Source organism: Pseudomonas sp. SWRI92 (assembly GCF_014268685.1).
GTDB classification, from domain to species: domain Bacteria; phylum Pseudomonadota; class Gammaproteobacteria; order Pseudomonadales; family Pseudomonadaceae; genus Aquipseudomonas; species Aquipseudomonas marvdashtae.
Genome location: NZ_JABWQY010000002.1, coordinates 195,074 through 215,549, shown reverse-complemented (window position 1 = coordinate 215,549; position 20,476 = coordinate 195,074). Strand labels below are relative to the sequence as shown.

The 20,476-nt window shown below is 58.5% G+C and carries 21 protein-coding genes; 14 read left to right on the top strand and 7 right to left on the bottom strand.

Going from position 1 to position 20,476, the window contains the following annotated elements:
• Positions 1-79: 79 nt before the first annotated feature.
• Positions 80-1,009: a zinc ABC transporter substrate-binding protein ZnuA gene (znuA, locus tag HU762_RS04295; RefSeq protein WP_186633392.1), complete on the bottom strand. Its 930-nt coding sequence runs from the start codon at positions 1,007-1,009 to the stop codon at positions 80-82.
• A gap of 66 nt (positions 1,010-1,075) precedes the next feature.
• Here znuA and zur point away from each other — a divergent pair, with 66 nt between their 5' ends.
• The 4 genes from zur to HU762_RS04275 are packed head-to-tail and all read left to right on the top strand — an operon-like array spanning position 1,076 to position 3,872.
• Positions 1,076-1,558 (top strand): zinc uptake transcriptional repressor Zur, encoded by a 483-nt coding sequence (gene zur / locus HU762_RS04290; RefSeq protein ID WP_018602776.1) that lies wholly within the window; start codon positions 1,076-1,078, stop codon positions 1,556-1,558.
• Entirely contained in the window at positions 1,558-2,340 is a 783-nt protein-coding gene (gene znuC, locus HU762_RS04285) for a zinc ABC transporter ATP-binding protein ZnuC (protein WP_186633389.1), read from the top strand. The genes zur and znuC overlap by 1 nt, the downstream gene beginning before the upstream one ends.
• The gene (znuB, locus tag HU762_RS04280; RefSeq protein ID WP_186614181.1) at positions 2,333-3,121 is read left to right on the top strand and encodes a zinc ABC transporter permease subunit ZnuB; all 789 of its coding nucleotides are present in this window, start codon (positions 2,333-2,335) and stop codon (positions 3,119-3,121) included. The genes znuC and znuB overlap by 8 nt, the downstream gene beginning before the upstream one ends.
• Positions 3,122-3,158: 37 nt before the next feature.
• On the top strand, positions 3,159-3,872 hold the full coding sequence (locus HU762_RS04275) for a PA5502 family lipoprotein (protein WP_186633385.1): 714 nt from the start codon (positions 3,159-3,161) through the stop codon (positions 3,870-3,872).
• A gap of 54 nt (positions 3,873-3,926) precedes the next feature.
• Here the strand turns inward: HU762_RS04275 and katE are convergent, their stop codons facing one another.
• Complete coding sequence (gene katE / locus HU762_RS04270) at positions 3,927-6,062, bottom strand: catalase HPII (protein ID WP_186633383.1); 2,136 nt, start codon at positions 6,060-6,062, stop codon at positions 3,927-3,929.
• A 266-nt stretch (positions 6,063-6,328) separates the two neighbouring features.
• Between katE and HU762_RS04265 the strand changes: the two genes are divergently transcribed.
• The 3 genes from HU762_RS04265 to HU762_RS04255 all read left to right on the top strand — a co-directional run bounded on the left by HU762_RS04265 (position 6,329) and on the right by HU762_RS04255 (position 8,858).
• Positions 6,329-7,336, top strand: a complete 1,008-nt coding sequence (locus HU762_RS04265; protein ID WP_186614175.1) for an ATP-binding cassette domain-containing protein — start codon at positions 6,329-6,331, stop codon at positions 7,334-7,336.
• Positions 7,336-8,010 carry a methionine ABC transporter permease gene (locus HU762_RS04260; protein ID WP_186614173.1) on the top strand — a complete coding sequence of 225 codons (675 nt, stop codon included), beginning with the start codon at positions 7,336-7,338 and terminating at the stop codon, positions 8,008-8,010. The genes HU762_RS04265 and HU762_RS04260 overlap by 1 nt, the downstream gene beginning before the upstream one ends.
• A gap of 77 nt (positions 8,011-8,087) precedes the next feature.
• On the top strand, positions 8,088-8,858 hold the full coding sequence (locus tag HU762_RS04255) for a MetQ/NlpA family ABC transporter substrate-binding protein (protein WP_186633380.1): 771 nt from the start codon (positions 8,088-8,090) through the stop codon (positions 8,856-8,858).
• A gap of 80 nt (positions 8,859-8,938) precedes the next feature.
• Here the strand turns inward: HU762_RS04255 and HU762_RS04250 are convergent, their stop codons facing one another.
• Positions 8,939-9,706, bottom strand: a complete 768-nt coding sequence (locus HU762_RS04250; RefSeq protein ID WP_186633378.1) for a TSUP family transporter — start codon at positions 9,704-9,706, stop codon at positions 8,939-8,941.
• Between the two features lie 194 nt (positions 9,707-9,900).
• Between HU762_RS04250 and HU762_RS04245 the strand changes: the two genes are divergently transcribed.
• A complete protein-coding gene (locus HU762_RS04245; protein ID WP_186633375.1) occupies positions 9,901-10,059 on the top strand; it encodes a hypothetical protein in 159 nt (52 codons plus the stop codon).
• A gap of 278 nt (positions 10,060-10,337) precedes the next feature.
• On the opposite strand, the gene HU762_RS04240 is transcribed toward HU762_RS04245, so the two are convergent.
• Entirely contained in the window at positions 10,338-10,697 is a 360-nt protein-coding gene (locus tag HU762_RS04240) for a DUF6124 family protein (protein ID WP_186633372.1), read from the bottom strand.
• A 598-nt stretch (positions 10,698-11,295) separates the two neighbouring features.
• Here HU762_RS04240 and HU762_RS04235 point away from each other — a divergent pair.
• The 4 genes from HU762_RS04235 (at position 11,296) to HU762_RS04220 (ending at position 14,644) form a co-directional block, all read left to right on the top strand.
• Positions 11,296-11,670, top strand: a complete 375-nt coding sequence (locus tag HU762_RS04235; RefSeq protein WP_186614165.1) for a lysozyme inhibitor LprI family protein — start codon at positions 11,296-11,298, stop codon at positions 11,668-11,670.
• 340 nt (positions 11,671-12,010) lie between these two features.
• Positions 12,011-13,135, top strand: a complete 1,125-nt coding sequence (locus tag HU762_RS04230) for a diguanylate cyclase (protein WP_186633369.1) — start codon at positions 12,011-12,013, stop codon at positions 13,133-13,135.
• An 812-nt stretch (positions 13,136-13,947) separates the two neighbouring features.
• Positions 13,948-14,367, top strand: a complete 420-nt coding sequence (locus HU762_RS04225) for an organic hydroperoxide resistance protein (RefSeq protein ID WP_186633366.1) — start codon at positions 13,948-13,950, stop codon at positions 14,365-14,367.
• A 31-nt stretch (positions 14,368-14,398) separates the two neighbouring features.
• Positions 14,399-14,644, top strand: a complete 246-nt coding sequence (locus tag HU762_RS04220) for a hypothetical protein (RefSeq protein WP_186633363.1) — start codon at positions 14,399-14,401, stop codon at positions 14,642-14,644.
• Between the two features lie 198 nt (positions 14,645-14,842).
• Here the strand turns inward: HU762_RS04220 and HU762_RS04215 are convergent, their stop codons facing one another.
• The 3 genes from HU762_RS04215 to HU762_RS04205 all read right to left on the bottom strand — a co-directional run bounded on the left by HU762_RS04215 (position 14,843) and on the right by HU762_RS04205 (position 17,388).
• Positions 14,843-15,631 carry an SDR family oxidoreductase gene (locus HU762_RS04215; RefSeq protein WP_186633361.1) on the bottom strand — a complete coding sequence of 263 codons (789 nt, stop codon included), beginning with the start codon at positions 15,629-15,631 and terminating at the stop codon, positions 14,843-14,845.
• 269 nt (positions 15,632-15,900) lie between these two features.
• Positions 15,901-16,788 (bottom strand): lysophospholipid acyltransferase, encoded by an 888-nt coding sequence (locus HU762_RS04210; protein WP_186633358.1) that lies wholly within the window; start codon positions 16,786-16,788, stop codon positions 15,901-15,903.
• Between the two features lie 42 nt (positions 16,789-16,830).
• Entirely contained in the window at positions 16,831-17,388 is a 558-nt protein-coding gene (locus tag HU762_RS04205) for a DNA-3-methyladenine glycosylase I (RefSeq protein ID WP_186633356.1), read from the bottom strand.
• Between the two features lie 81 nt (positions 17,389-17,469).
• Between HU762_RS04205 and glyQ the strand changes: the two genes are divergently transcribed.
• The gene (gene glyQ, locus HU762_RS04200; protein WP_003177094.1) at positions 17,470-18,423 is read left to right on the top strand and encodes a glycine--tRNA ligase subunit alpha; all 954 of its coding nucleotides are present in this window, start codon (positions 17,470-17,472) and stop codon (positions 18,421-18,423) included.
• On the top strand, positions 18,420-20,474 hold the full coding sequence (gene glyS / locus HU762_RS04195) for a glycine--tRNA ligase subunit beta (RefSeq protein WP_186633353.1): 2,055 nt from the start codon (positions 18,420-18,422) through the stop codon (positions 20,472-20,474). The genes glyQ and glyS overlap by 4 nt, the downstream gene beginning before the upstream one ends.
• Positions 20,475-20,476: the final 2 nt, after the last annotated feature.

Sequence of the window (20,476 nt, the reverse complement as noted above, 5' to 3'; positions counted from 1 at the left end):
GGGCTGCTGCGCAGCCCAGCGGGGCGGTGCGACGTTTCGCTAAATCCCCTCGCCACAGGTTTGGCGCTCGGCGGTGGGGTTACAACGACTCCAGGCATCCGGCCAAATCATTCCCCAACTTCTCCAACAACTGCTCATACCCCTGCGCCGTCGCCGGGGTGTAACCCCCAAGTGCATCCAGCTCCGCCAGTTTCACCGGCAGGCCGGCCACCAGGGTTTCGGCCAGGCGCGGGCGCAGGGGCGGTTCGCTGAAGACGCAAGTCTTGCCCACGGCTTGCAAGCGCGTACGCATCGCCGCCACGTGCTGGGCGCCGGGCTGGACTTCAGCGGCCACGGCGAACACCCCGGCGTGCTTGAGGCCGTAGTTGTCTTCGAAATAATCGAACGCTTCATGGAAGACAAAATACGGTTTGCCCGCGACCCCAGCCAGACGTGCCTTGAGACGCGCATCCATGGCATCGAGGCGCTGATTGAAGCCCTTGAGGTTGCTCTGATAGCGGGCCGCGTTTGCCGGATCCGCTGCGCTCAGGTCAGCCGCCATCTTGGCAGCGATCACCCGCGCATTAAGCGGAGAGAGCCAAAGATGGGCGTCCACCGTGCCGGGGCGATGGTCGTGATCATGCTCATCGCTGCCGTGATCGTCATCTTCATGGGAGGCACTGTCGTCGGCGAAATGACGCAACTTGAGCCCTGGCAGGTCCTGCACTGCAACGGAAGGCAGCGTACGACCGTTCAGCACACGCGGTAGGAAACCTTCCATGTCAGGGCCGATCCAGTACAACAGGTCCACTGACTGCACCTTGCGTACATCCGATGGCCGCAACGCATAGTGGTGCGGCGAAGCTCCGGGCGGCAGCAGTACTTGCGGAACGGCCACGCCGTCCTGCACGGCGGCGGCAATCAGTTGCAGCGGCTTGATGCTGGTGAGGACCTTGACGTCGGCCTGAACCGAGCCAATCAGTAGAAAACTTGCGACAAAAGCGACAAAGAGCGAAAAAATTCGGGACACGATGACCACTCGGAGAGACAAGAACGAGTAACATAATAACGTCTCTCACTAAACTCGTCGCTGCCCATGCCTATTACGCCCCTTGCCAGTCGTCCACATGATCACTCCCACTGCGTGCACAGCGCCTTGTCCGAGGCCGACGCCATCTGCGCGCGCCAAGGGTTGCGCCTGACCGCCCTGCGGCGGCGCGTGCTGGAATTGGTCTGGCAGAGCCACAAGCCGCTGGGCGCCTACGACATTCTTGCGGTGCTCAGCGAGCAGGACGGTCGCCGCGCCGCGCCGCCAACCGTCTATCGGGCGCTGGATTTCCTCTTGGAAAACGGCCTGGTGCATCGCATTTCGTCGCTGAACGCCTTCGTCGGCTGCAACCATCCGGAGCACGCCCACCAAGGCCAGTTCCTGATCTGCCGTGAATGCCACGCCGCCATCGAGCTGGAACAGAAGTCCATCAGCGATGCCATCATCGCCAGTGCAAAGGACGTCGGCTTTGTGGTCGATACCCAGACCGTCGAAGTGGTTGGCCTCTGCTCCGGCTGCCAGGGGGCCTGATGGGCAATGCGTTGATCCGCCTCGAACAGGTGGCCGTGACGTTCGCCGGGCAGAACGTGCTGGACAACATTCACCTGAGCGTCGAACCGGGGCAGATCGTGACGTTGATCGGCCCCAACGGCGCCGGCAAGACCACCCTGGTGCGGGCCGTGCTGGGTCTGCTCAAGCCCGACAGCGGCAGCGTCTGGCGCAAGCCCAAGTTGCGTGTCGGCTACATGCCGCAAAAGCTTCATGTCGATGCGACCTTGCCACTGTCGGTGCTGCGCTTCTTGCGCCTGGTGCCTGGGGTGGATCGCGAACGAGCCTTGGCTGCCTTGAAGGAAGTCGGTGCCGAGCAGGTCATCGACAGCCCGGTGCAAAGCGTTTCCGGTGGCGAAATGCAGCGCGTATTGCTGGCCCGCGCCCTGTTGCGCGAGCCCGAACTGCTGGTGCTCGACGAACCCGTGCAAGGCGTCGATGTGGCGGGCCAGGCCGAGCTGTACAGTTTGATTACCCGTTTGCGCGACCGCCACCGCTGCGGCGTGCTGATGGTCTCCCACGACCTTCACTTGGTCATGAGCACCACCGACCAGGTGGTTTGCCTCAACCGTCACGTCTGCTGTTCCGGGCATCCCGAGCAAGTCAGCAGTGATCCGGCGTTTGTCGAGCTTTTCGGAAAGAACGCACAAAGCCTGGCGATTTATCATCATCACCATGACCACGCCCATGATCTGCATGGCTCGGTGGTCAGTGCCTCACCTGTTTCTACCCACGTTCACGGAGATGGCTGCAAGCATGGCTGATTTTCTGTTGTACGCCCTGCTCGCAGGCCTGGCCCTCGCACTGGTGGCGGGTCCCCTGGGCTCGTTCGTGGTCTGGCGACGCATGGCCTATTTTGGTGACACCTTGTCCCACGCAGCGCTGCTCGGCGTAGCGCTGGGGTTTCTGCTGGATGTAAGCCCGGCTATCGCCGTGACCGTTGGCTGCCTGTTACTGGCGGTGGTGCTGGTCACCCTGCAACAGCGCCAGCCGCTGGCGTCCGACACACTGCTGGGCATCCTGGCACCGAGCACGCTGTCCCTCGGGCTGGTGGTGCTCAGCTTCATGCGTGACGTGCGGATCGACTTGATGGCCTATCTGTTCGGCGACCTCTTGGCGATCAGCCCGACGGATCTTTCATGGATCCTCGGCGGCAGCGCAGCAGTGCTGCTGTTACTGGTCGCGCTGTGGCGTCCGTTGCTGGCGGTCACTGTTCATGAAGAGTTGGCACGGGTCGAAGGCTTGCCCGTGGTGGGCTTGCGGCTGGCGCTGATGTTGTTGATCGCGGTGGTGATCGCCGTGGCGATGAAGATCGTCGGTGTGTTGCTGATCACTTCGTTGCTGATCATCCCGGCCGCTGCGGCGCAGCGTCACGCCCGTTCTCCCGAACAGATGGCATTGGGCGCGAGCCTGCTGGGCATGCTCGCGGTGTGTGGCGGGCTGGCGCTTTCGTGGTTCAAGGACACCCCGGCCGGCCCGTCGATCGTGGTCAGCGCCGCGGCGTTGTTTCTGCTGAGTTTTGTCCTGCCCCGTCGAGGGGTGTAGACTTGCTCGCTTTTTGCGCAAATAGAGAGTCGCAGGAATGAACCCGTTCGCCTCCCGTTATCTGCTCCTTGTCGCGTTTTCCCTACTGCTGGGCGCCTGTCAGAGCACGCCGCCGGTCACCCAGGCTCCCGATACACGGGGCCCGGCCATCGCGCAGCTTGAACAAAGCCTGGCTGCCAATGAACTGGCCACCGCCGAAAATCAACTGACCGCGTTGCAGGCTCAATCGCCCGAAGATCCCTCGCTGGAACCCTATCAGCGCCAATTGGCCGAGGCGTATTTGCGTCGCAGCCAGATCGACCTGCAAAAAGGCGACGTGAATGCCGCCGCCACGGCGCTGAGCCGGGCACGCGCGCTGATGCCAAAAGCACCAGCCCTAACCGGCGAAGTCAACAGCGCAATTGCCGAAGCCCGCAAGGCCGAACTGGAAAAAGCCGAAGCCGCGCTCCAGGCCGCCGAAGCAAAACCGGTCGCCAAGGTGATCGATCCGAGTGCGCAAAGCACCACGGTTGCGTTGAACATCGGCGATATCCGGAAGATGCGTCATCAACTGGACGCGATCGCCGCAGATATAGTGAATTATCAATGTGATGTCAGCATCCAGGCGCCGCGTACCGACGATTACCCTTGGCTGGCCACCTTGCTGACCAAGCGGGTCAAGAAACTTGATCCGGGGTTTGAGTTGAAACTCCAGAAGCAAATTTTGCGCAGTGTGCCGGCGCAGGTTGTTCTAACGCCGCGCAAGCAGTAAAAGCATCGCGAGCGAGCTCGCTCGCGATAGCGCCCTACCAGACAGCAAATCTGTTTAGGCTGGAACCGCCTTCGCCTTCGGCTCCCGCGCCCAAACCCGATGCTGAGCAATCGCCGCAAAAAACCGCGAAAAACCGCTCGCATCCGCATCTTCGATCAACCCCGCATCCACCTCCAGCTTCAACTCCACCAACAACTGCCGGGCCTCACCATGAAGCCCAATGGCTTTCAGATGCTTGTAGGCCTCCAGCACGTAGTGCAACGCCACGCCGTCGCGACTCAAGGCCTTGATCGACTCCGCGCCACCGGGCACGAACACCGCGTCGAAGGCAATCGACGGCAGCCCTTCCATGGACGCATCTACCGCCAACGTCTGCCCATCGGCGGTGGTGACCGGCGCCGAAGTTGGCCCCAGCACTTTGGCGTGGGCGCCCTCAGCCTCCAGGGCCTGCTTGAGCGCATCGATGATCGCCCCATCGACACCGTTAGCCACCAACACCGCCACTTTGCGCGTCTTGATGTCGCCGGACAGCAGGTTCGCCTGGCTTAAGGCGGGGGATTGCTCCAGCGAAGGCGTCGGAACATCGACAGTACCGGCGGTCGGTGCCGGCAAGCCGAGGTTTTTCGCCACTCGCCCGGCCAGTTCCAAGTCGATGTTGGCGAGGATTTCATTGACCTGCCGCGCCCGGATGAACTCCCGCTCCACCTTGCCCAGCTCGAAGCTGTAGGCCGCGATGATGTGCTCTTGCTCGTGAGCGCTCATGCTTTTGTAGAACAGCCGTGCCTGGGAAAAATGATCGCCGAACGAATCACCGCGTTGGCGGATCTTGTGGGCGTCGATGCGCTCCGGATAACTTTCGAAACCGCCATCCTGCGGGCCGGGCGGGGTTTCCTTCGGCCAGCCGCCGTCAATGGAATTCGGCTCGTAGGAAGCGCGCCCCTTGTCGATGGTGGTGCGGTGCATGGCATCCCGCTGGCCGTTGTGCACCGGGGTGATTGCACGGTTGATCGGCAGCTCATGAAAATTCGGCCCACCGAGTCGGCTGATCTGCGTATCGGTGTAGGAAAACAGCCGGCCTTGCAGCAATGGGTCGTTGGAAAAGTCGATGCCCGGCACGATATGCCCGGGGCAGAACGCTACCTGCTCGACTTCAGCGAAAAAATTGTCCGGATTGCGGTTCAGCACCATCTTGCCCAACGGGGTGATGGGAACGAGCTCCTCAGGGATAATCTTGGTCGGGTCGAGCAGGTCGAAGTCGAACTTGTGCTCGTCTTCCTCGGCGACGATTTGCACGCCGAACTCCCATTCCGGATAATCCCCCGTCTCAATCGATTCCCACAGATCGCGTCGGTGGTAGTCGGTATCCTTACCGGCAAGTTTTTGCGCTTCGTCCCATACCAATGAACACGTGCCGGCTTTGGGGCGCCAGTGGAACTTGACGAAGCTGCTGCGACCTTCAGCGTTAATCATGCGGAAGGTGTGGACGCCAAAGCCCTGCATGGTCCGTAGGCTCTTTGGAATTGCCCTGTCGGACATCGCCCAAATCACCATATGAGCGGACTCCGGCACCAGCGATACAAAATCCCAGAACGTGTCATGGGCCGAACCGCCAGTAGGAATTTCGTTATGGGGCTCGGGTTTCACCGCGTGGACGAAGTCTGGAAACTTCACCGCATCCTGTATGAAAAATACCGGCATGTTGTTGCCCACCAAATCGAAGTTACCCTCGTCGGTGAAAAACTTCACAGCAAAGCCACGCACGTCCCGCACGGTGTCGCCGGAACCGCGTGGACCTTGCACGGTGGAAAAGCGCACGAACACCGGGGTCTTCTTGCTCGGGTCCTGTAGGAAACCGGCCTTGGTCAGTGCTGAATGCGCTTCATAGGTCTGAAAATAACCATGGGCGCCGGTACCGCGGGCGTGAACGATGCGCTCGGGGATGCGTTCGTGGTCAAAATGCGTGATTTTTTCACGCATGATGAAGTCTTCAAGCAGGGACGGCCCACGCGGCCCGACGCGGAGAGTGTTCTGGTTGTCGGCGATTTTCACGCCTTGGTTGGTACGCAAGGCCTGTTCGGTGGCGTCGGAGCGAAACTGCTCCAGACTCTCGAGCTTGGCGTTGGTATTGCTGCGATCCAGTGTGTCGGTCCCGGCCAGTTGGCTGGGGGCGGCAGGTTTTTTGGTGCTCATCAGGCATGACTCCTCGTTGCGATCCCCGCCGTGGCCAGGACCCGTGAGTTCGATGCGCCAGGCACGGTACCTGGGCATGTTTGGAGTTGCTTAATGAGTGACCGATGCCGTTTCGCTGTGTTCCTTTTTTATGTCCTTTGATCGCCTTATTGCCAATTCGCTGGTCCCATCTCAAATAAATGCTAAGAACCTCTATACGGACAGGCTAAAATGCGCGCCCGGCTAACCGCTGATCCTTTTCCAACGCGCCCCACAAGGTTCGCTACGTGATCGAGTTTCAAAACGTCCATAAAACCTACCGGGTATCCGGTAAGGATATCCCCGCCCTGCACCCGACCAATCTGACGATTGAGAATGGCCAGGTCTTCGGCCTGATCGGCCATTCCGGTGCAGGAAAAAGTACCCTGCTGCGCCTGATCAATCGCCTGGAAGATTCCACGGGCGGCAAGATCATCGTCGACGGAGAAGAAGTCACCGCCCTGGACGCCAGCGGCCTGCGCCGTTTTCGCCAGCAAGTCGGGATGATCTTCCAGCACTTCAACCTGCTGGCGTCCAAGACCGTGGCCGACAACGTCGCGCTGCCGCTGACGCTGGCCGGTGAGTTGTCCCGCAGCGACATCGACCGCCGTGTCGCCGAGCTGCTGGCGCGGGTAGGGCTGTCCGACCACGCCCGCAAATACCCGGCGCAGCTGTCCGGCGGCCAGAAGCAGCGCGTCGGCATCGCCCGCGCCCTGGCGACCAAGCCAAAAATACTGTTGTGCGACGAGGCCACCAGCGCCCTCGACCCGCAGACCACCGCCTCGGTGCTGCAACTGCTGGCGGAGATCAACCGTGAGCTGAAGCTGACCATCGTGCTGATCACCCATGAAATGGACGTGATCCGCCGAGTCTGCGATCAAGTGGCGGTGATGGATGCCGGCGTGATCGTCGAGCAAGGACCGGTGGCCGAGGTGTTCCTGCACCCCAAGCACCCGACCACCAAGCGTTTCGTCCAGGAGGACGAGCAGATCGACGAAAGCGAACAGCGCGACGATTTCGCACACGTGCCGGGGCGCATCGTGCGTCTGACGTTCCAAGGCGATGCGACCTACGCACCGTTGCTCGGAACCGTAGCCCGGGAAACCGGTGTGGACTACAGCATCCTGGCCGGTCGCATCGACCGCATCAAAGACACCCCCTACGGGCAACTGACCCTCGCCATCACCGGCGGTGACATGGAGGCGGCGTTCGCCCGCTTCACCGCGGCTGATGTCCACATGGAGGTGCTGCGCTGATGGAACTGTTGAATTCGTTTTTCTCCAACATCGACTGGCTGGAAATCTGGCTGGCGACCGGCGACACCTTCCTGATGCTGTTCGGTTCGCTGCTGTTCACCGTGCTGCTCGGCCTGCCGCTGGGGGTGTTGCTGTTCTTGTGCAGCCCGCGCCAACTGCTCGAAGCCCGGGGCCTTTATGCGCTGCTGTCGCTGATCGTGAACATCCTGCGCTCGCTGCCATTCATCATCCTGTTGATCGTGATGATCCCGTTCACGGTATTGATCACCGGCACCTCCCTGGGCGTGGCCGGCGCAATTCCACCGCTGGTGGTCGGCGCGACACCGTTTTTCGCCCGCCTGGTGGAAACCGCGCTGCGGGAAGTCGATCGCGGCATCATCGAAGCGACCCAGGCCATGGGCGCAACGACGCGGCAGATCATCGTCAACGCCTTGCTGCCGGAAGCCCGTCCAGGCATTTTTGCAGCGATCACGGTGACTGCGATTACGCTAGTCTCCTACACGGCCATGGCCGGTGTGGTCGGCGCCGGTGGCTTGGGCGACCTGGCGATCCGCTTCGGCTACCAGCGTTTCCAGACCGATGTGATGGTGGTCACGGTGGTGTTGCTGCTGGTGCTGGTGCAAGTCCTGCAAACCGTGGGCGACAAGTTGGTTGTGCATTTCTCTAGAAAATAAGGCCTCGCGCCAATAAACATGAGCCGGCCATTCGCTGGCAGGCGCCGAGAGCAGGCGCCTCAAAAGGAGTTAGCTGAATGAAGAAGTTACTGGTTGCCTTCGCTGCCGCCGCAGCGTTTTCCGCCCACGCCGACACCCTGACCGTCGCGGCCACGCCGGTCCCCCACGCGGAAATCCTCGAATTCGTGAAGCCGGCGTTGGCGAAGGAAGGCGTGGACCTCAAGGTCAAAGTCTTCACCGACTACATCCAGCCCAACGTACAAGTCGCTGAAAAGCGCCTGGACGCCAACTTCTTCCAGCACCAGCCGTACCTGGATGAGTTCAACAAGGCCAAGGGCACGCATTTGGTGAGCGTGGCGGGTGTGCACTTGGAACCACTGGGCGCGTATTCCAGTAAGTACAAGGCACTTACCGAATTGCCGGGTGGCGCTAACGTGGTGATCCCTAACGACGCTACCAACGGTGGCCGTGCGCTGCTGCTGCTGGCGAAAGCTGGGGTGATCAAGCTGAAGGATTCGAACAACATTCTGTCGACTACCAAGGACATTGTTGAGAACCCGAAGGACCTGAAATTCCGTGAACTGGAAGCGGCGACCATTCCGCGGGTGCTGACTCAGGTGGATCTGGCGTTGATCAATACCAACTATGCGTTGGAAGCCAAGCTTGATCCTTCCAAGGATGCGCTGGTTATTGAAGGTAACGACTCGCCTTATGTGAACATCCTGGTGGCTCGTGAGGATGATAAAGACAGTGAGGCGATGAAGAAGCTGGTGGCGGCGTTGCATACGCCGGAAGTGAAGGCTTTTATTCTTGAGAAGTACAAAGGGGCGGTTTTGCCGGCGTTTTGAGCTGATTGGGTGTGAAGAAACGGGGCTGTGCGGAAGCAAGGTCCCGTTTTTTTAAATCTGATGGCGTTACGCGCGACCTGTCATAGCAATATGGACAACCCCATCCGGCCAATTAGGAACACCAATAAAAAAAGAAACAATATACGAATTAATCCACTCCCATAACGCAAAGCCAAAAATGTGCCTGTCAGGGCACCCGCCATATTACACACCGCGACCAGCCCGCCAATTATCCACAGCACATGACCTGACGGTATAAAAAATAGCAGCGCCGCGCTAAACGTTCCCAAGTTAACCAGTTTTGCTGAAGCGGATGCATTAAGAAAATCGTAGCCAAAATACTTAACGAAAATAAATAACAAAAAACTACCACTGCCGGGACCAAAGACCCCATCATAAAATCCAATTACACCACCAAAAAAAACCCCAAGTAGCACTTCTCTGGGTCCGCATTGAGCGTTCGAGTGAACAAGCCCTAGATCCTTTTTTGCGAATGTATAAACAGCCATTACCACCAATACAAAAAAGACAAAATATTCCATTATCGCCTTCGGAACGAGCGAGACGGAAAAAGCGCCCACAAACGAAAATACAAAAGCCGAGAGCATAGTCGGAAGCATCAGCCTCCAAACAATTTTTATTCTTTTAACGTAACTAAATATAGAAGAAAGATTTCCTGCAAGTACAGCCAGCTTATTAGTTCCAAAAACTGTGCTCAGCGAGTGCTGAGGCAATGCGTGAAGGAGGGCGGGTACTTGAACCAGCCCACCTCCCCCCACGGCAGCATCGATCATCCCCCCGCAAAAAGCAAAAAAACCCAACGCAACCATGGCGTATTCAATTTGCATAAAAATCATCCACTATCAACTTCATTATCGGGCATTATTACCTAATTAAAAAACCTGAGCATGTACAGTCGATCTTTGGATAGTTCGGCCGAATTATATTCGGAAAGCATTCAAGAGATATCAATATTGATTAATAGCATTTTTTTGCCTACGCAATATCACCAGAAGCCACGCTGAGAGGGAACGCTTAACCAATGCAACCGCTTGCTGCTCTCCTTAAATTACAGCAGCGCTTCATGCAGGGCATGGAAAGCTCTTCCGACACGTTGATTGTAATCAAGCATAACGTCCTTGAGCTGATCAATATCAAGCCTCTGGTCGACAAGACGACCGAAAGCTTGCGCTGCGGCTAAAGCATGATCCTTAAAGGTTTACAGAAGGCAACGATCCAACATTCAAGTCACCATTAAGTGCGGGCAAATAATAGAAACCACAGGCAAGGCGCACAAGCCGGCGGGTTCCGGCGTAGTTGTAGGCAAAGGCGCTAGGATGAGTAGCTTGGTGGAAGGGTTGGTGGGGGGCGAATAAACAGAGTTCGTCTTTAGCCTGTAGTTCGGAACGAGAGTGCGTGCCTCAACCAAAAGCAAACCCGACGCATGGCGTCGGGTTTTCTGTGGCGGCTGTTTACCTGCTATCGCGGATCGACGTTATCCAGCACCCGATTCGTCAGCAATGAACCCAATTCGATCAATTGTTGGATGCCGAGAAGGATGTGACGACGCGGTCCTTCCAGGTCGAAGGCCAGGTTGCTGACCATCGCGTCGGCTGCCGCCAGGGTTTCGCTGAGGTTGGCGAGGAGGGATTCGTTGTCGGCATTTTTTGCGACGGTGAAGAGCTGGCCCGGTTGGGACGTATCTTCGGACTTTTCCGGTTTTGGTAGCAGGTAGTAATCCAAGGCACGATTGGTGGCTTCGTCGTGCTTTTTGGCTTTGGATTTGGTTCGCGGGGAAGCTGGGTCCGCCTCTGGCGGATTCGGTGTAGGTTTGAACATGTACTAAGTCTTGTAGGTGAAGCCGCAACCCTCTAGCTACTAAACAAGGGGTGGCAGCTGTACGCAGGTTAGTAGACCGGGGACTTAGCAAGCCGGCGCGCCCGAGGGCGCCCTGCGCACAACCGCCATCAAATACAGGCATGGAAATACCTGACTGATAGAGCTTTGCACCTTACTAAATACCTCGGGCTACTAAACCCGACCACTGATGGGCAGTGGCAGGGAAACGATAGAGCCCGGGGGCAGGGTGCACAAGCGGGCGGATTCTGGCGTAGTTGTAGGTAAAGGCGCAAGGTTGGGTAGCCTGACGGACGGGAAGTGGCGGGTGGATAAACAAGGCTCGGTTTTGGCCCGTAAATTGGAGCTAGACGGGTTTACGGTTGGGGCTCGAAGTGGGTGATACGGTTTTGTCTGTAGGATTTTTTCGGGGAGGGTGGGGCTGCTTTGCAGCCCAGCGGGAGCAAGCTCCCTCGCCACGAATATTTGACCGGCTTGGGTATGCTGCGCAACCCAAGGATCTGCTTCATTGTTCTACAGCCCTCATGATAGATTCCCGCCGCGACCTCTAATCAATAGAGGCATTCAGGGAGAGAAATGAGTGATCAAGTCTTTGTTGGTTGGGGCATTGTTGGCTATGGCATCAGCATCGGCATCTGCCATGAGTTGCGATAACCCTAGAAACGCCTATGACAGGACCTATTGCGCGTCGCTGAAAATGGTTCAGTCGGATCAGGACATCAACGATCAATACAAGAAGACGATGAGTGCCCTGAACCCGGATCAAAAGAAAAAAGTGAAAACCGCTCAAATCCAGTGGATCAAGATTCGCGACAACGCCTGTTCCAACGATGGCCTGCTTTACCTGGACTGTGCCAATGAGAAGACCGAAGCGCGTATCGTCATACTCAAAGCTATCGAGCGCGAGTGCCGTGCTGCCGGTTGCGACGACGCTAAGCTGTCGCAAGTCGAGTAACCCGTAAACAATGAGCACGTCGGGCTGACTCTTGAAGAAGCGATAGGCACGCGAAAAGCCGTACCCCACGAAGAACCCGACGTAAAGCGTCGGGTTTTTCTTTGGTGGGTTCACCCGCTATGGCGGTTCAGTGCTATTCAACATCCGATTCGATTCGGGCTGATCTTGGTTTGTCGGTAGGAATGGTTGGGGCTGCTACGCTGCCCAGCGGGAGCAAACTCCCTCGCCATGGGGTTCGGCTAAACCGAGATATCGGACCGTGGGCGTAATTCGGTTGTTTGCGTTAGTGGCAGGGTGCCACAATCGCTTTTTCTTGTTGCATCACGATCAGGTGGATCACATGGATGGCCCAGGATCTCGTAATGGTCAGGATTCCTTTATAGCCGAGCAGGTACGAACCGATCGGTTGCAGCAACTGTTTCGCCAATCTGTTTCCGCGGTGTTTGGCAGTTACCTCGCGGCCATCATGCTGAGTTGGCTGTGTTGGGATCGTTTTGAGCACAGCTTGTTGGTTTGGTGGTTGGCCATCCTGACCGGATCGACGCTGTTGCGTATCGCGATGTTCGTTGCGTATTTGCGCAGCGACGAACACGAGCGTACGCCTCAACGCTGGGAGCGCAGGTACTGGGTCTCGCTGGTGCTATCCGCCAGCATCTGGGGCGGCGGCGCGTTCGTTGTCATGCCGGCGGATGATTTGTTATCGCAAGCGTTGGTCATGCTCTTTACGGTGGGGATGTCCGTCAGCGCCGTGTCCTGCTATTCGGCCTACCGCGACATGACGCTGGTTTCCATCGGCCTGGTGCTGCTTCCCTGCACCGCCTGGCTGCTGTTTCAGCCGTCTGCGATTCAAGTCGGCATGGCACTTTCTATTCTGGTGTTCGCGGCCTTTGCGGCCCGCGCCACACACAAAATGTCCCAGGCACTGGAAACCGCTTTTCGACTGACTCGAGAAATGGAGCAGGCGAACAGCATTTCAACCCGCGCCGCACAAACCGATGAACTGACCGGCCTCAAGAGTCGACGGGCTTTTTTCGAACATGCCCAGCAGCTTTATGACGAATGTAAGACCAACCGGCTGGGGTTGTGTGCGGTCATGTTGGACATGGATCACTTCAAGCACATCAACGACACCTACGGTCATCAGGTCGGCGATCAGGTGTTGCGCCAAATGGGGGTGGTGATCAGCTCGTCCTTTCGGGCGACGGACATTCACGGCCGGCTAGGTGGGGAAGAGTTCGCCATCCTGCTTCCGGACACCTCCATCGAAGTCGCTACCCAGATTGCAGAAGAGCTCATCCAAAGCATTGCCGGATTGATGATCGAGCCCATCCATCGAATTACCGCCAGCCTTGGGGTGGCTTCGATGGAGTCGGGGCATAAGGATCTTCACGGTTTGATGAACAATGCTGACAAGGCGCTGTATCGCGCGAAGGCGTTGGGGCGCAATCGAGTGGCTGTTGCTTAGAAGAAGGCCGTTTCGGCGGTATAAACTCGCACTGGAGAACGATCAGTTGAAAAAAAAGCATTTATCGGATTTATATTTTCCTCTCTCGCAGGATGCACCTTCACCTCCGTTGATAAGGTGGGTCCAGGCGAATATATGCTTACCAACAGCGGGAGTGTCTTCAATTCAAGGGAAGGCATGTTGGAAGATATAAATCAGAAAGCCAAAAAGGTGTGTAACGGAAAGCCGTACCGCCTCGAAGGTAATGCGGACACTCGCACACTCATCAGCACTCCGACTCAGATTGGCTCCACTCCAACCACCTTCCTCGCTCTGAAAGCAATTTGCTCAGATGACAGCCCCGCACCTCGCTAAATAACCACGGGCGACTTAACACGGGCATTTGATCGTTGATCGTTCCCTCGCTCTGCGTGGGCATGCATCCCGTGACGCTCTGCGTCACATCCCAGAAGCGGAACGCGGAGCGTCCCTGGCGGCATTCCCACGCAGGAGCGTGGGAACGATCGAGAAGCCCATCCTTCTGATTTGAACTTCCTTTATTCGAAGGTCTGCAATTGCACTGGATCTGCTGATCCCGCTAGCACCTCCTTCCTCTTGGTTCACCTACGCGACCCACGCGAGCTGGCGACACTGCTTTGCCTGAAAATTAATCTCTTATAGATCAAACAGTTAATCAAAAATCAATATTTTTTTAGAAATTTATCTTGCGCGCAAACTATTCATCCGTTAACTTTATCTCAACTGGTTAGCGCACAAACATTTAGCGCAAACCAACAAAACTTAATCACACCTTCAGCAAGCGAGGAAACACCATGAACGTTCTCTATACCGCAGTCGCAACTTCCACCGGTGGCCGTGATGGCCGTGCTGTTTCCAGCGACAAGATTCTCGACGTGAAGCTGGCCACTCCAAAAGCCCTGGGCGGCGCCGGTGGTGAAGCCACCAACCCTGAGCAGTTGTTCGCCGCCGGCTACTCGGCCTGCTTCATCGGCGCATTGAAGTTTGTCGCCAGCCAGAGCAAACGCAGCATTCCTGCTGACGCCTCGATCACGGCACACGTCGGCATCGGCCAGATTCCTGGCGGTTTCGGCCTGGACATCGACCTGCACATCGACCTGCCTGGTCTGGAGCAAGCCGATGCTCAAGCGCTGGTCGACGCGGCTCACCAGGTTTGCCCGTACTCCAACGCGACCCGCGGCAACGTCGACGTCCGTTTGCACGTCACCGTCTAACTCACTTAACTTCGAATACAAGGATCACGACATGAAAACTTTCAGCAAAACGCTCGTTGGCTCGCTTCTGGTACTGTCGCTCGGCAATGCGTTCGCGGCTTCTTTTGTCCAACCTACATTCGCTGAGGGCGGTTCGGATCGCCTGATCGAGAAACGAATAGCCGAAGGTGGCTCGGATCGCCTGATCGAGAAACGCGTAGCCGAAGGTGGTTCCGATCGTCTTATCGAGTTACGGGTAGCCGAAGTTGGCTCGGATCGCCTGGGCGAGAACGGTTAGCTGAAGGGGCTCGGATTGGTTGCAAAACAGGGGTGGGCTGAACAATCCCTTCAACGCTTCGATAGTTGGTCAAATCAACCAATGTTGCTTCGAAAAGAAAAAACGCCGCTTCTCTCGGATGAGGAAGCGGCGTTTTGTTGCATGGCGTCATAGCGATCCCGTGGCGAGGGCACTATGTTCATGCTTTTGATAACGCAGCTAGACGATGCTATCCACCACGCCGCCATCAACTCGCAGCGCCGCTCCGGTGGTGGCCGAGGCCTGTTCCGAGCTGACGTAGATGATCATGTTGGCGACTTCCTCTACCCGTGCCGCGCGCTGGATGATCGAGGTACTGCGGTGCTCGTTGACGAAATCTGCCGCGACCTTTTCCAGGCTTTCCCCGCTGCGCTCGACGTCCGCCTGGAGCATCTTGGCAACGCCTTCGGAAAGTGTCGGCCCAGGCAATACCGAGTTCACCGTTACGCCCGTGCCGGCGAGGCGTTTGGCCAGGCCGCGAGCAATTGAAAGCTGGGCGGTCTTGGTGAAGCCGTAGTGGATCATGTCGGCGGGAATGTTCACGCCCGACTCCGATGAGACAAACACGATCCGCCCCCAACCACGCTCGACCATGCCCTGCGCGTAGGCCCTGGAAACCCGCACGCCAGACATCACGTTGGTTTCGAAGAACCGCTGCCATTCGCTGTCCGGCGTCTCGAAGAAGTCTTCCTGCTTGAAAATGCCCAGGTTGTTAATGACGATATCGAAGCTTGGATGCTTGGCGATCAATGCCTTGCAGCCCGACTCGTTGCTGAGATCGCCAACAAAGCCCGTCGCCCTGGAAGCGAGATTGCCCAGGCGCTGCAACGCGTCCTCCACGCTGCTCTCACTGCGCCCGTTGATGACTACCTGGGCGCCAGCTTCCAGGAAGCCTTTGGCTGTTGCAAAACCGATACCGCTGGTAGACCCGGTGACCAACACGTGACGGCCGGTGAAGTCGATTTTCATGAGTGAAACTCCTGATTAATTGACCAAAGGGACAATGCGCTAGGTTTGGCTGGGCGATACGCCGGCACCGCCAACTCCACAGGCATTCATCATAGGACGTTTGATGATTGCGCCTGCCCGCACGTAATGGTTGAGAGTGACGTCGGTAAGTTGGAGTTCGTTTGCGATGGCGATATATGGGTGAGCATCGTTGGTGAATGTGTCGGCTTCTTCGCGAGCAAGCTCCCACAGGGTTCGGGGCGTGCCCGAAAGCATGTGGGAACGGGTCTTCAGTACCACCGCGCCTCGCCCGGCGGGCGTTTCTTGAAGCGTTTCATGCTCCACATGTACTGGCTCGGGTAGGCGCGTACGTAGCGCTCCACGACTTTGCTCATGGCGGCGCAGGCGGTTTCGGTGTCGGTGCTGTACATCTCGTCCGGGGCAGCTTCGAGAATGACTTTGTAGCCCGAACCGTCCGGCAGGCGCAGTGCGTGGAGGAAGACGCCGACCGCTTTACCGCCGGCGAGCATGTTCGGCACGAATTTGCTGGTCAGGGCCTGCGTGGCGAAGAAGGGGACGAAGATCCCAGCGGATTCGGACGGTTCCGGGTCGGCAGGGATGCCGACCTGGCCGCCTTTGCGCACTTCCTTGATGACACTGAGGATGCCTTCCTTGGTCGACGCCGCGACTTTGTTGCCCAACTGCACGCGTTGCTTTTGCAGCAGTTCATCCACCGCCTTGAGCTTGGGCGGACGGTAGAAAATGATCGGTTTGCACTGACTGCAATAGAAGTGGTTGAGCACTTCCCAGTTGCCCAGGTGGCTGGTGATGCCCACTACGCCTTTGCCGGAGGCCAGGGCTTCTTTCAGTATCTCCAGGCCTTCGACTTCGCGCACCAGTTCGATGGAGCGCTGGGCCGGCCAGATCCAGGCGCAGGCGCTTTCGGTCAGGGATTTGCCGATGTCCTTGAGGCTCTGGCCCACCAGGCGCTCGCGCTCGGCCGGGTCCATCTCTGGGAAACACTTGGCGAGGTTGATCCGCACCACGTCGCGGGAACGGTTGGGAAATTTCCACATGAGCCAGCCAATGGCCGAGCCCACCGCCTGCACCGCCCGCCAGGGCAGCAGCGCAAACAACCGCAGAGCGCCGACCAGCAAGGCGCCTTTCAACTTATCCACAGGTCACTCCTGAATTCATGGGCGTGTCGCGAGCCGGCTATTCTAACCACCGTTTGCCAGCTCGGCGTAGCGGTCGCAGTCCTGGGTGTGGTCCATGACCATGCCCGAGGCCTGCATCAACGCATAACAAATGGTCGGGCCGACGAAGGTGAACCCGGCTTTCTTCAGGCCTTTACTCATCGCCAGCGCGTCGGGCGTGATGGCCGGCACTTCGGTGCGGTCCTTGAAATGGTTGATGATGGGCTTGCCGCCCACGAACGACCAGAGGAACGCCACCGGGTCTTCCAGGGCCAGCCAGGCCTGGGCATTGCGGCGGGCGCCCTTGAGCTTGAGGCGGTTGCGGATGATGCCGGGGTCGAGCATCAGTTCATCGATTTCGGCGTCGCTCATTTGCGCCACTCGCTGCACATCGAAGCCGTACAGCACTTCCCGGTAGCGCTCGCGTTTGCGCAAAACGGTGATCCAGGACAACCCGGCCTGGAACCCTTCGAGCAAAAGCAACTCGAACAAACCCTGCGCATTGCGCAGCGGCGTGCCCCACTCCTGATCGTGATAAGCCATGTACAAAGGATCGTCAGAACACCAAAAGCAGCGTGGCATAAGGCTCCAGGGGGCGTGCGCACGAACGAATCGGGTATACTCCCGCTCTTTAAATCGCAGCCCAAGAAACAGGTGAATTTCGTGAGCCAGCCTACGCCAGCCGTGCGTACCTTCCAAGACTTGATCCTCGCCCTCCAGCAATACTGGGCCGAGCAAGGTTGCGTGGTACTTCAGCCCTACGATATGGAAGTAGGCGCCGGCACTTTCCACACTGCCACGTTCCTGCGTGCCATCGGCCCGGAAACCTGGAACGCCGCTTATGTGCAGCCCAGCCGCCGCCCGACTGACGGCCGCTACGGCGAAAACCCGAACCGCCTGCAGCACTACTACCAGTTCCAGGTCGTGCTGAAGCCGAACCCGGAAAACTTCCAGGAGCTGTACCTGGGCTCCCTCAAGCACGTCGGCCTTGATCCGCTGGTGCACGACATTCGTTTCGTCGAAGACAACTGGGAGTCGCCAACGCTGGGCGCCTGGGGCCTGGGCTGGGAAGTCTGGCTCAACGGCATGGAAGTGACCCAATTCACCTACTTCCAACAAGCGGGCGGCATCGAGTGCTACCCGGTGACCGGCGAAATCACCTACGGCCTGGAACGCCTGGCCATGTACCTGCAAGGTGTGGATTCGGTCTATGACCTGGTGTGGGCCGACGGCCCGTTCGGCAAAGTGACCTATGGCGATGTGTTCCACCAGAACGAAGTGGAGCAATCGACCTATAACTTTGAACACGCCAACGTCGAGAAGCTGTTCGAACTGTTCGATTTCTATGAAAGCGAAGCCAAGCGCCTGATCGAGCTGGACCAGCCGCTGCCGTTGCCGAGTTATGAAATGGTGTTGAAGGCATCCCATACCTTCAACCTGCTGGACGCGCGCCGGGCGATTTCCGTGACCGCGCGCCAGCAATACATCCTGCGTGTACGCACCCTGGCGCGTTCCGTCGCGCAAGCCTACCTGCTGGCCCGTGCCAAGCTGGGCTTCCCGATGGCGACCCCGGACTTGCGTGATGAAGTGTTGGCTAAGCTGGAGGCTGCACAATGAGTGCTCAAGATTTTCTGGTTGAACTGGGCACCGAAGAATTGCCACCCAAAGCCCTGAACACCTTGGCCGATGCGTTCCTGGCCGGTATTGAAAAAGGCCTGCAAGGCGCTGGCCTGAACTTCGAAACCAAACACGTCTATGCCGCGCCGCGCCGCCTGGCCGTGCTGATCACCGCCCTGGCGACCCAACAGCCGGACCGCAGCATCAACCTCGACGGCCCGCCACGCCAGGCCGCGTTCGATGCCGACGGCAACCCGACCCAAGCCGCCCTGGGCTTCGCCAAGAAGTGCGGCGTGGACCTGAGCGAAATCGACCAGAGCGGTCCGAAGCTGCGCTACAGCCAGAGCATCAAGGGCAAGCCGACCGCCAGCCTGTTGCCGACCATCGTCGAAGACTCCCTCAATGACCTGCCGATTCCCAAGCGCATGCGCTGGGCGGCGCGCAAGGAAGAGTTCGTGCGTCCAACCCAGTGGTTGGTCATGCTGCTCGGTGACCAAGTCATCGACTGCACGATCCTCGCGCAGAAGGCCGGTCGCGATTCCCGTGGCCACCGCTTCCATCATCCGCACAACGTGCGCATCACCTCGCCGGCCAATTACCTGGCCGACCTGCGTGCCGCCTACGTGCTGGCCGACGCCAACGAACGCCGCGAGCTGATCAGCAAGCGCACCGAAGAGCTGGCGACCAGCCAGGAAGGCACCGCCATCGTGCCGGCCAACCTGCTGGACGAAGTGACCGCGTTGGTGGAATGGCCAGTGCCGCTGGTGTGCTCGTTCGAGGAACGTTTCCTCGAAGTGCCCCAGGAAGCGCTGATCACCACCATGCAGGATAACCAGAAGTATTTCTGCCTGCTGGACGCCGAAGGCAAGTTGCTGCCGCGTTTCATCACGGTCGCCAACATCGAAAGCAAGGATCCGCAGCAGATCATCGCCGGTAACGAAAAAGTCGTTCGCCCGCGCCTGACCGACGCCGAGTTCTTCTTCAAGCAGGACAAGAAACAATCCCTGGAAAGCTTCAATCTGCGTCTGCAGAACGTGGTCTTCCAGGAAAAACTCGGCAGCGTCTACGACAAGGCCGAGCGCGTTTCCAAGCTGGCGGCATTCATCGCCCCGCGTATCGGCGGCGACGCCCAGCGCGCGGCCCGTGCCGGCATCCTGTCCAAGTGCGACCTGTCCACCGAAATGGTCGGTGAGTTCCCGGAGATGCAAGGCATCGCCGGCTACTACTACGCCCTCAACGATGGCGAGCCGCAAGACGTAGCGCTGGCGCTGAACGAGCAATACATGCCACGCGGTGCCGGCGCTGAGTTGCCGACCACCCTGACCGGGGCGGCCGTGGCGATCGCCGACAAGCTCGATACCCTGGTGGGGATTTTCGGCATCGGCATGTTGCCCACCGGCAGCAAAGACCCTTATGCCTTGCGTCGCGCGGCGCTGGGCGTGCTGCGGATCCTGATCGACAAACAACTGGACCTGGACCTGAACGACGCCGTGGCATTCGCCGTCAATGCGTTCGGCAGCAAGGTCAAGGCCGCAGGCCTGGCCGATGCGGTGCTGGAATTCATCTTCGACCGCCTGCGTGCGCGTTATGAAGATGAAGGCGTCGACGTCGCAACCTACCTGTCGGTGCGCGCCCTGAAGCCGGGTTCGGCCCTGGACTTCGACCAGCGTGTACAAGCGGTGCAGGCGTTCCGCCAACTGCCGCAAGCAGCGGCCCTGGCCGCGGTGAACAAGCGTGTGTCGAACCTGCTGAGCAAGGCCGAAGGCAACATCGCGGCCACCGTCGAAGCCAAATACTTCGATAACGCCAACGAGTTCTCCCTGTACTCGGCGATCCAACAGGCAGACCAGGCGGTTCAGCCGATGGCAGCGGCGCGTCAGTACAGCGAAACCCTGGCGCGCCTGGCAGCATTGCGCGAACCAGTTGATGCGTTTTTCGAAGCGGTGATGGTCAATGCCGAAGACGCCAATGTGCGGGCCAACCGCTATGCGCTGCTGGCGCGGCTGCGTGGCTTGTTTCTCGGTGTTGCCGATATTTCGCTGCTGGGGTAAAT

Coding starts and splice junctions, on each gene's coding strand:
- katE (WP_186633383.1), bottom strand. CDS start 6,062: ATGAGCACCAAAAAACCTGCCGCCCCCAGCCAACTGGCCGGGACCGAC.
- HU762_RS04245 (WP_186633375.1), top strand. CDS start 9,901: ATGCAACCGCTTGCTGCTCTCCTTAAATTACAGCAGCGCTTCATGCAG.
- HU762_RS04260 (WP_186614173.1), top strand. CDS start 7,336: ATGGAACTGTTGAATTCGTTTTTCTCCAACATCGACTGGCTGGAAATC.
- glyS (WP_186633353.1), top strand. CDS start 18,420: ATGAGTGCTCAAGATTTTCTGGTTGAACTGGGCACCGAAGAATTGCCA.
- znuB (WP_186614181.1), top strand. CDS start 2,333: ATGGCTGATTTTCTGTTGTACGCCCTGCTCGCAGGCCTGGCCCTCGCA.
- HU762_RS04250 (WP_186633378.1), bottom strand. CDS start 9,706: ATGCAAATTGAATACGCCATGGTTGCGTTGGGTTTTTTTGCTTTTTGC.
- HU762_RS04225 (WP_186633366.1), top strand. CDS start 13,948: ATGAACGTTCTCTATACCGCAGTCGCAACTTCCACCGGTGGCCGTGAT.
- HU762_RS04220 (WP_186633363.1), top strand. CDS start 14,399: ATGAAAACTTTCAGCAAAACGCTCGTTGGCTCGCTTCTGGTACTGTCG.
- zur (WP_018602776.1), top strand. CDS start 1,076: ATGCCTATTACGCCCCTTGCCAGTCGTCCACATGATCACTCCCACTGC.
- HU762_RS04275 (WP_186633385.1), top strand. CDS start 3,159: ATGAACCCGTTCGCCTCCCGTTATCTGCTCCTTGTCGCGTTTTCCCTA.
- HU762_RS04255 (WP_186633380.1), top strand. CDS start 8,088: ATGAAGAAGTTACTGGTTGCCTTCGCTGCCGCCGCAGCGTTTTCCGCC.
- HU762_RS04205 (WP_186633356.1), bottom strand. CDS start 17,388: ATGCCACGCTGCTTTTGGTGTTCTGACGATCCTTTGTACATGGCTTAT.
- HU762_RS04240 (WP_186633372.1), bottom strand. CDS start 10,697: ATGTTCAAACCTACACCGAATCCGCCAGAGGCGGACCCAGCTTCCCCG.
- znuC (WP_186633389.1), top strand. CDS start 1,558: ATGGGCAATGCGTTGATCCGCCTCGAACAGGTGGCCGTGACGTTCGCC.
- HU762_RS04215 (WP_186633361.1), bottom strand. CDS start 15,631: ATGAAAATCGACTTCACCGGCCGTCACGTGTTGGTCACCGGGTCTACC.
- HU762_RS04230 (WP_186633369.1), top strand. CDS start 12,011: ATGGATGGCCCAGGATCTCGTAATGGTCAGGATTCCTTTATAGCCGAG.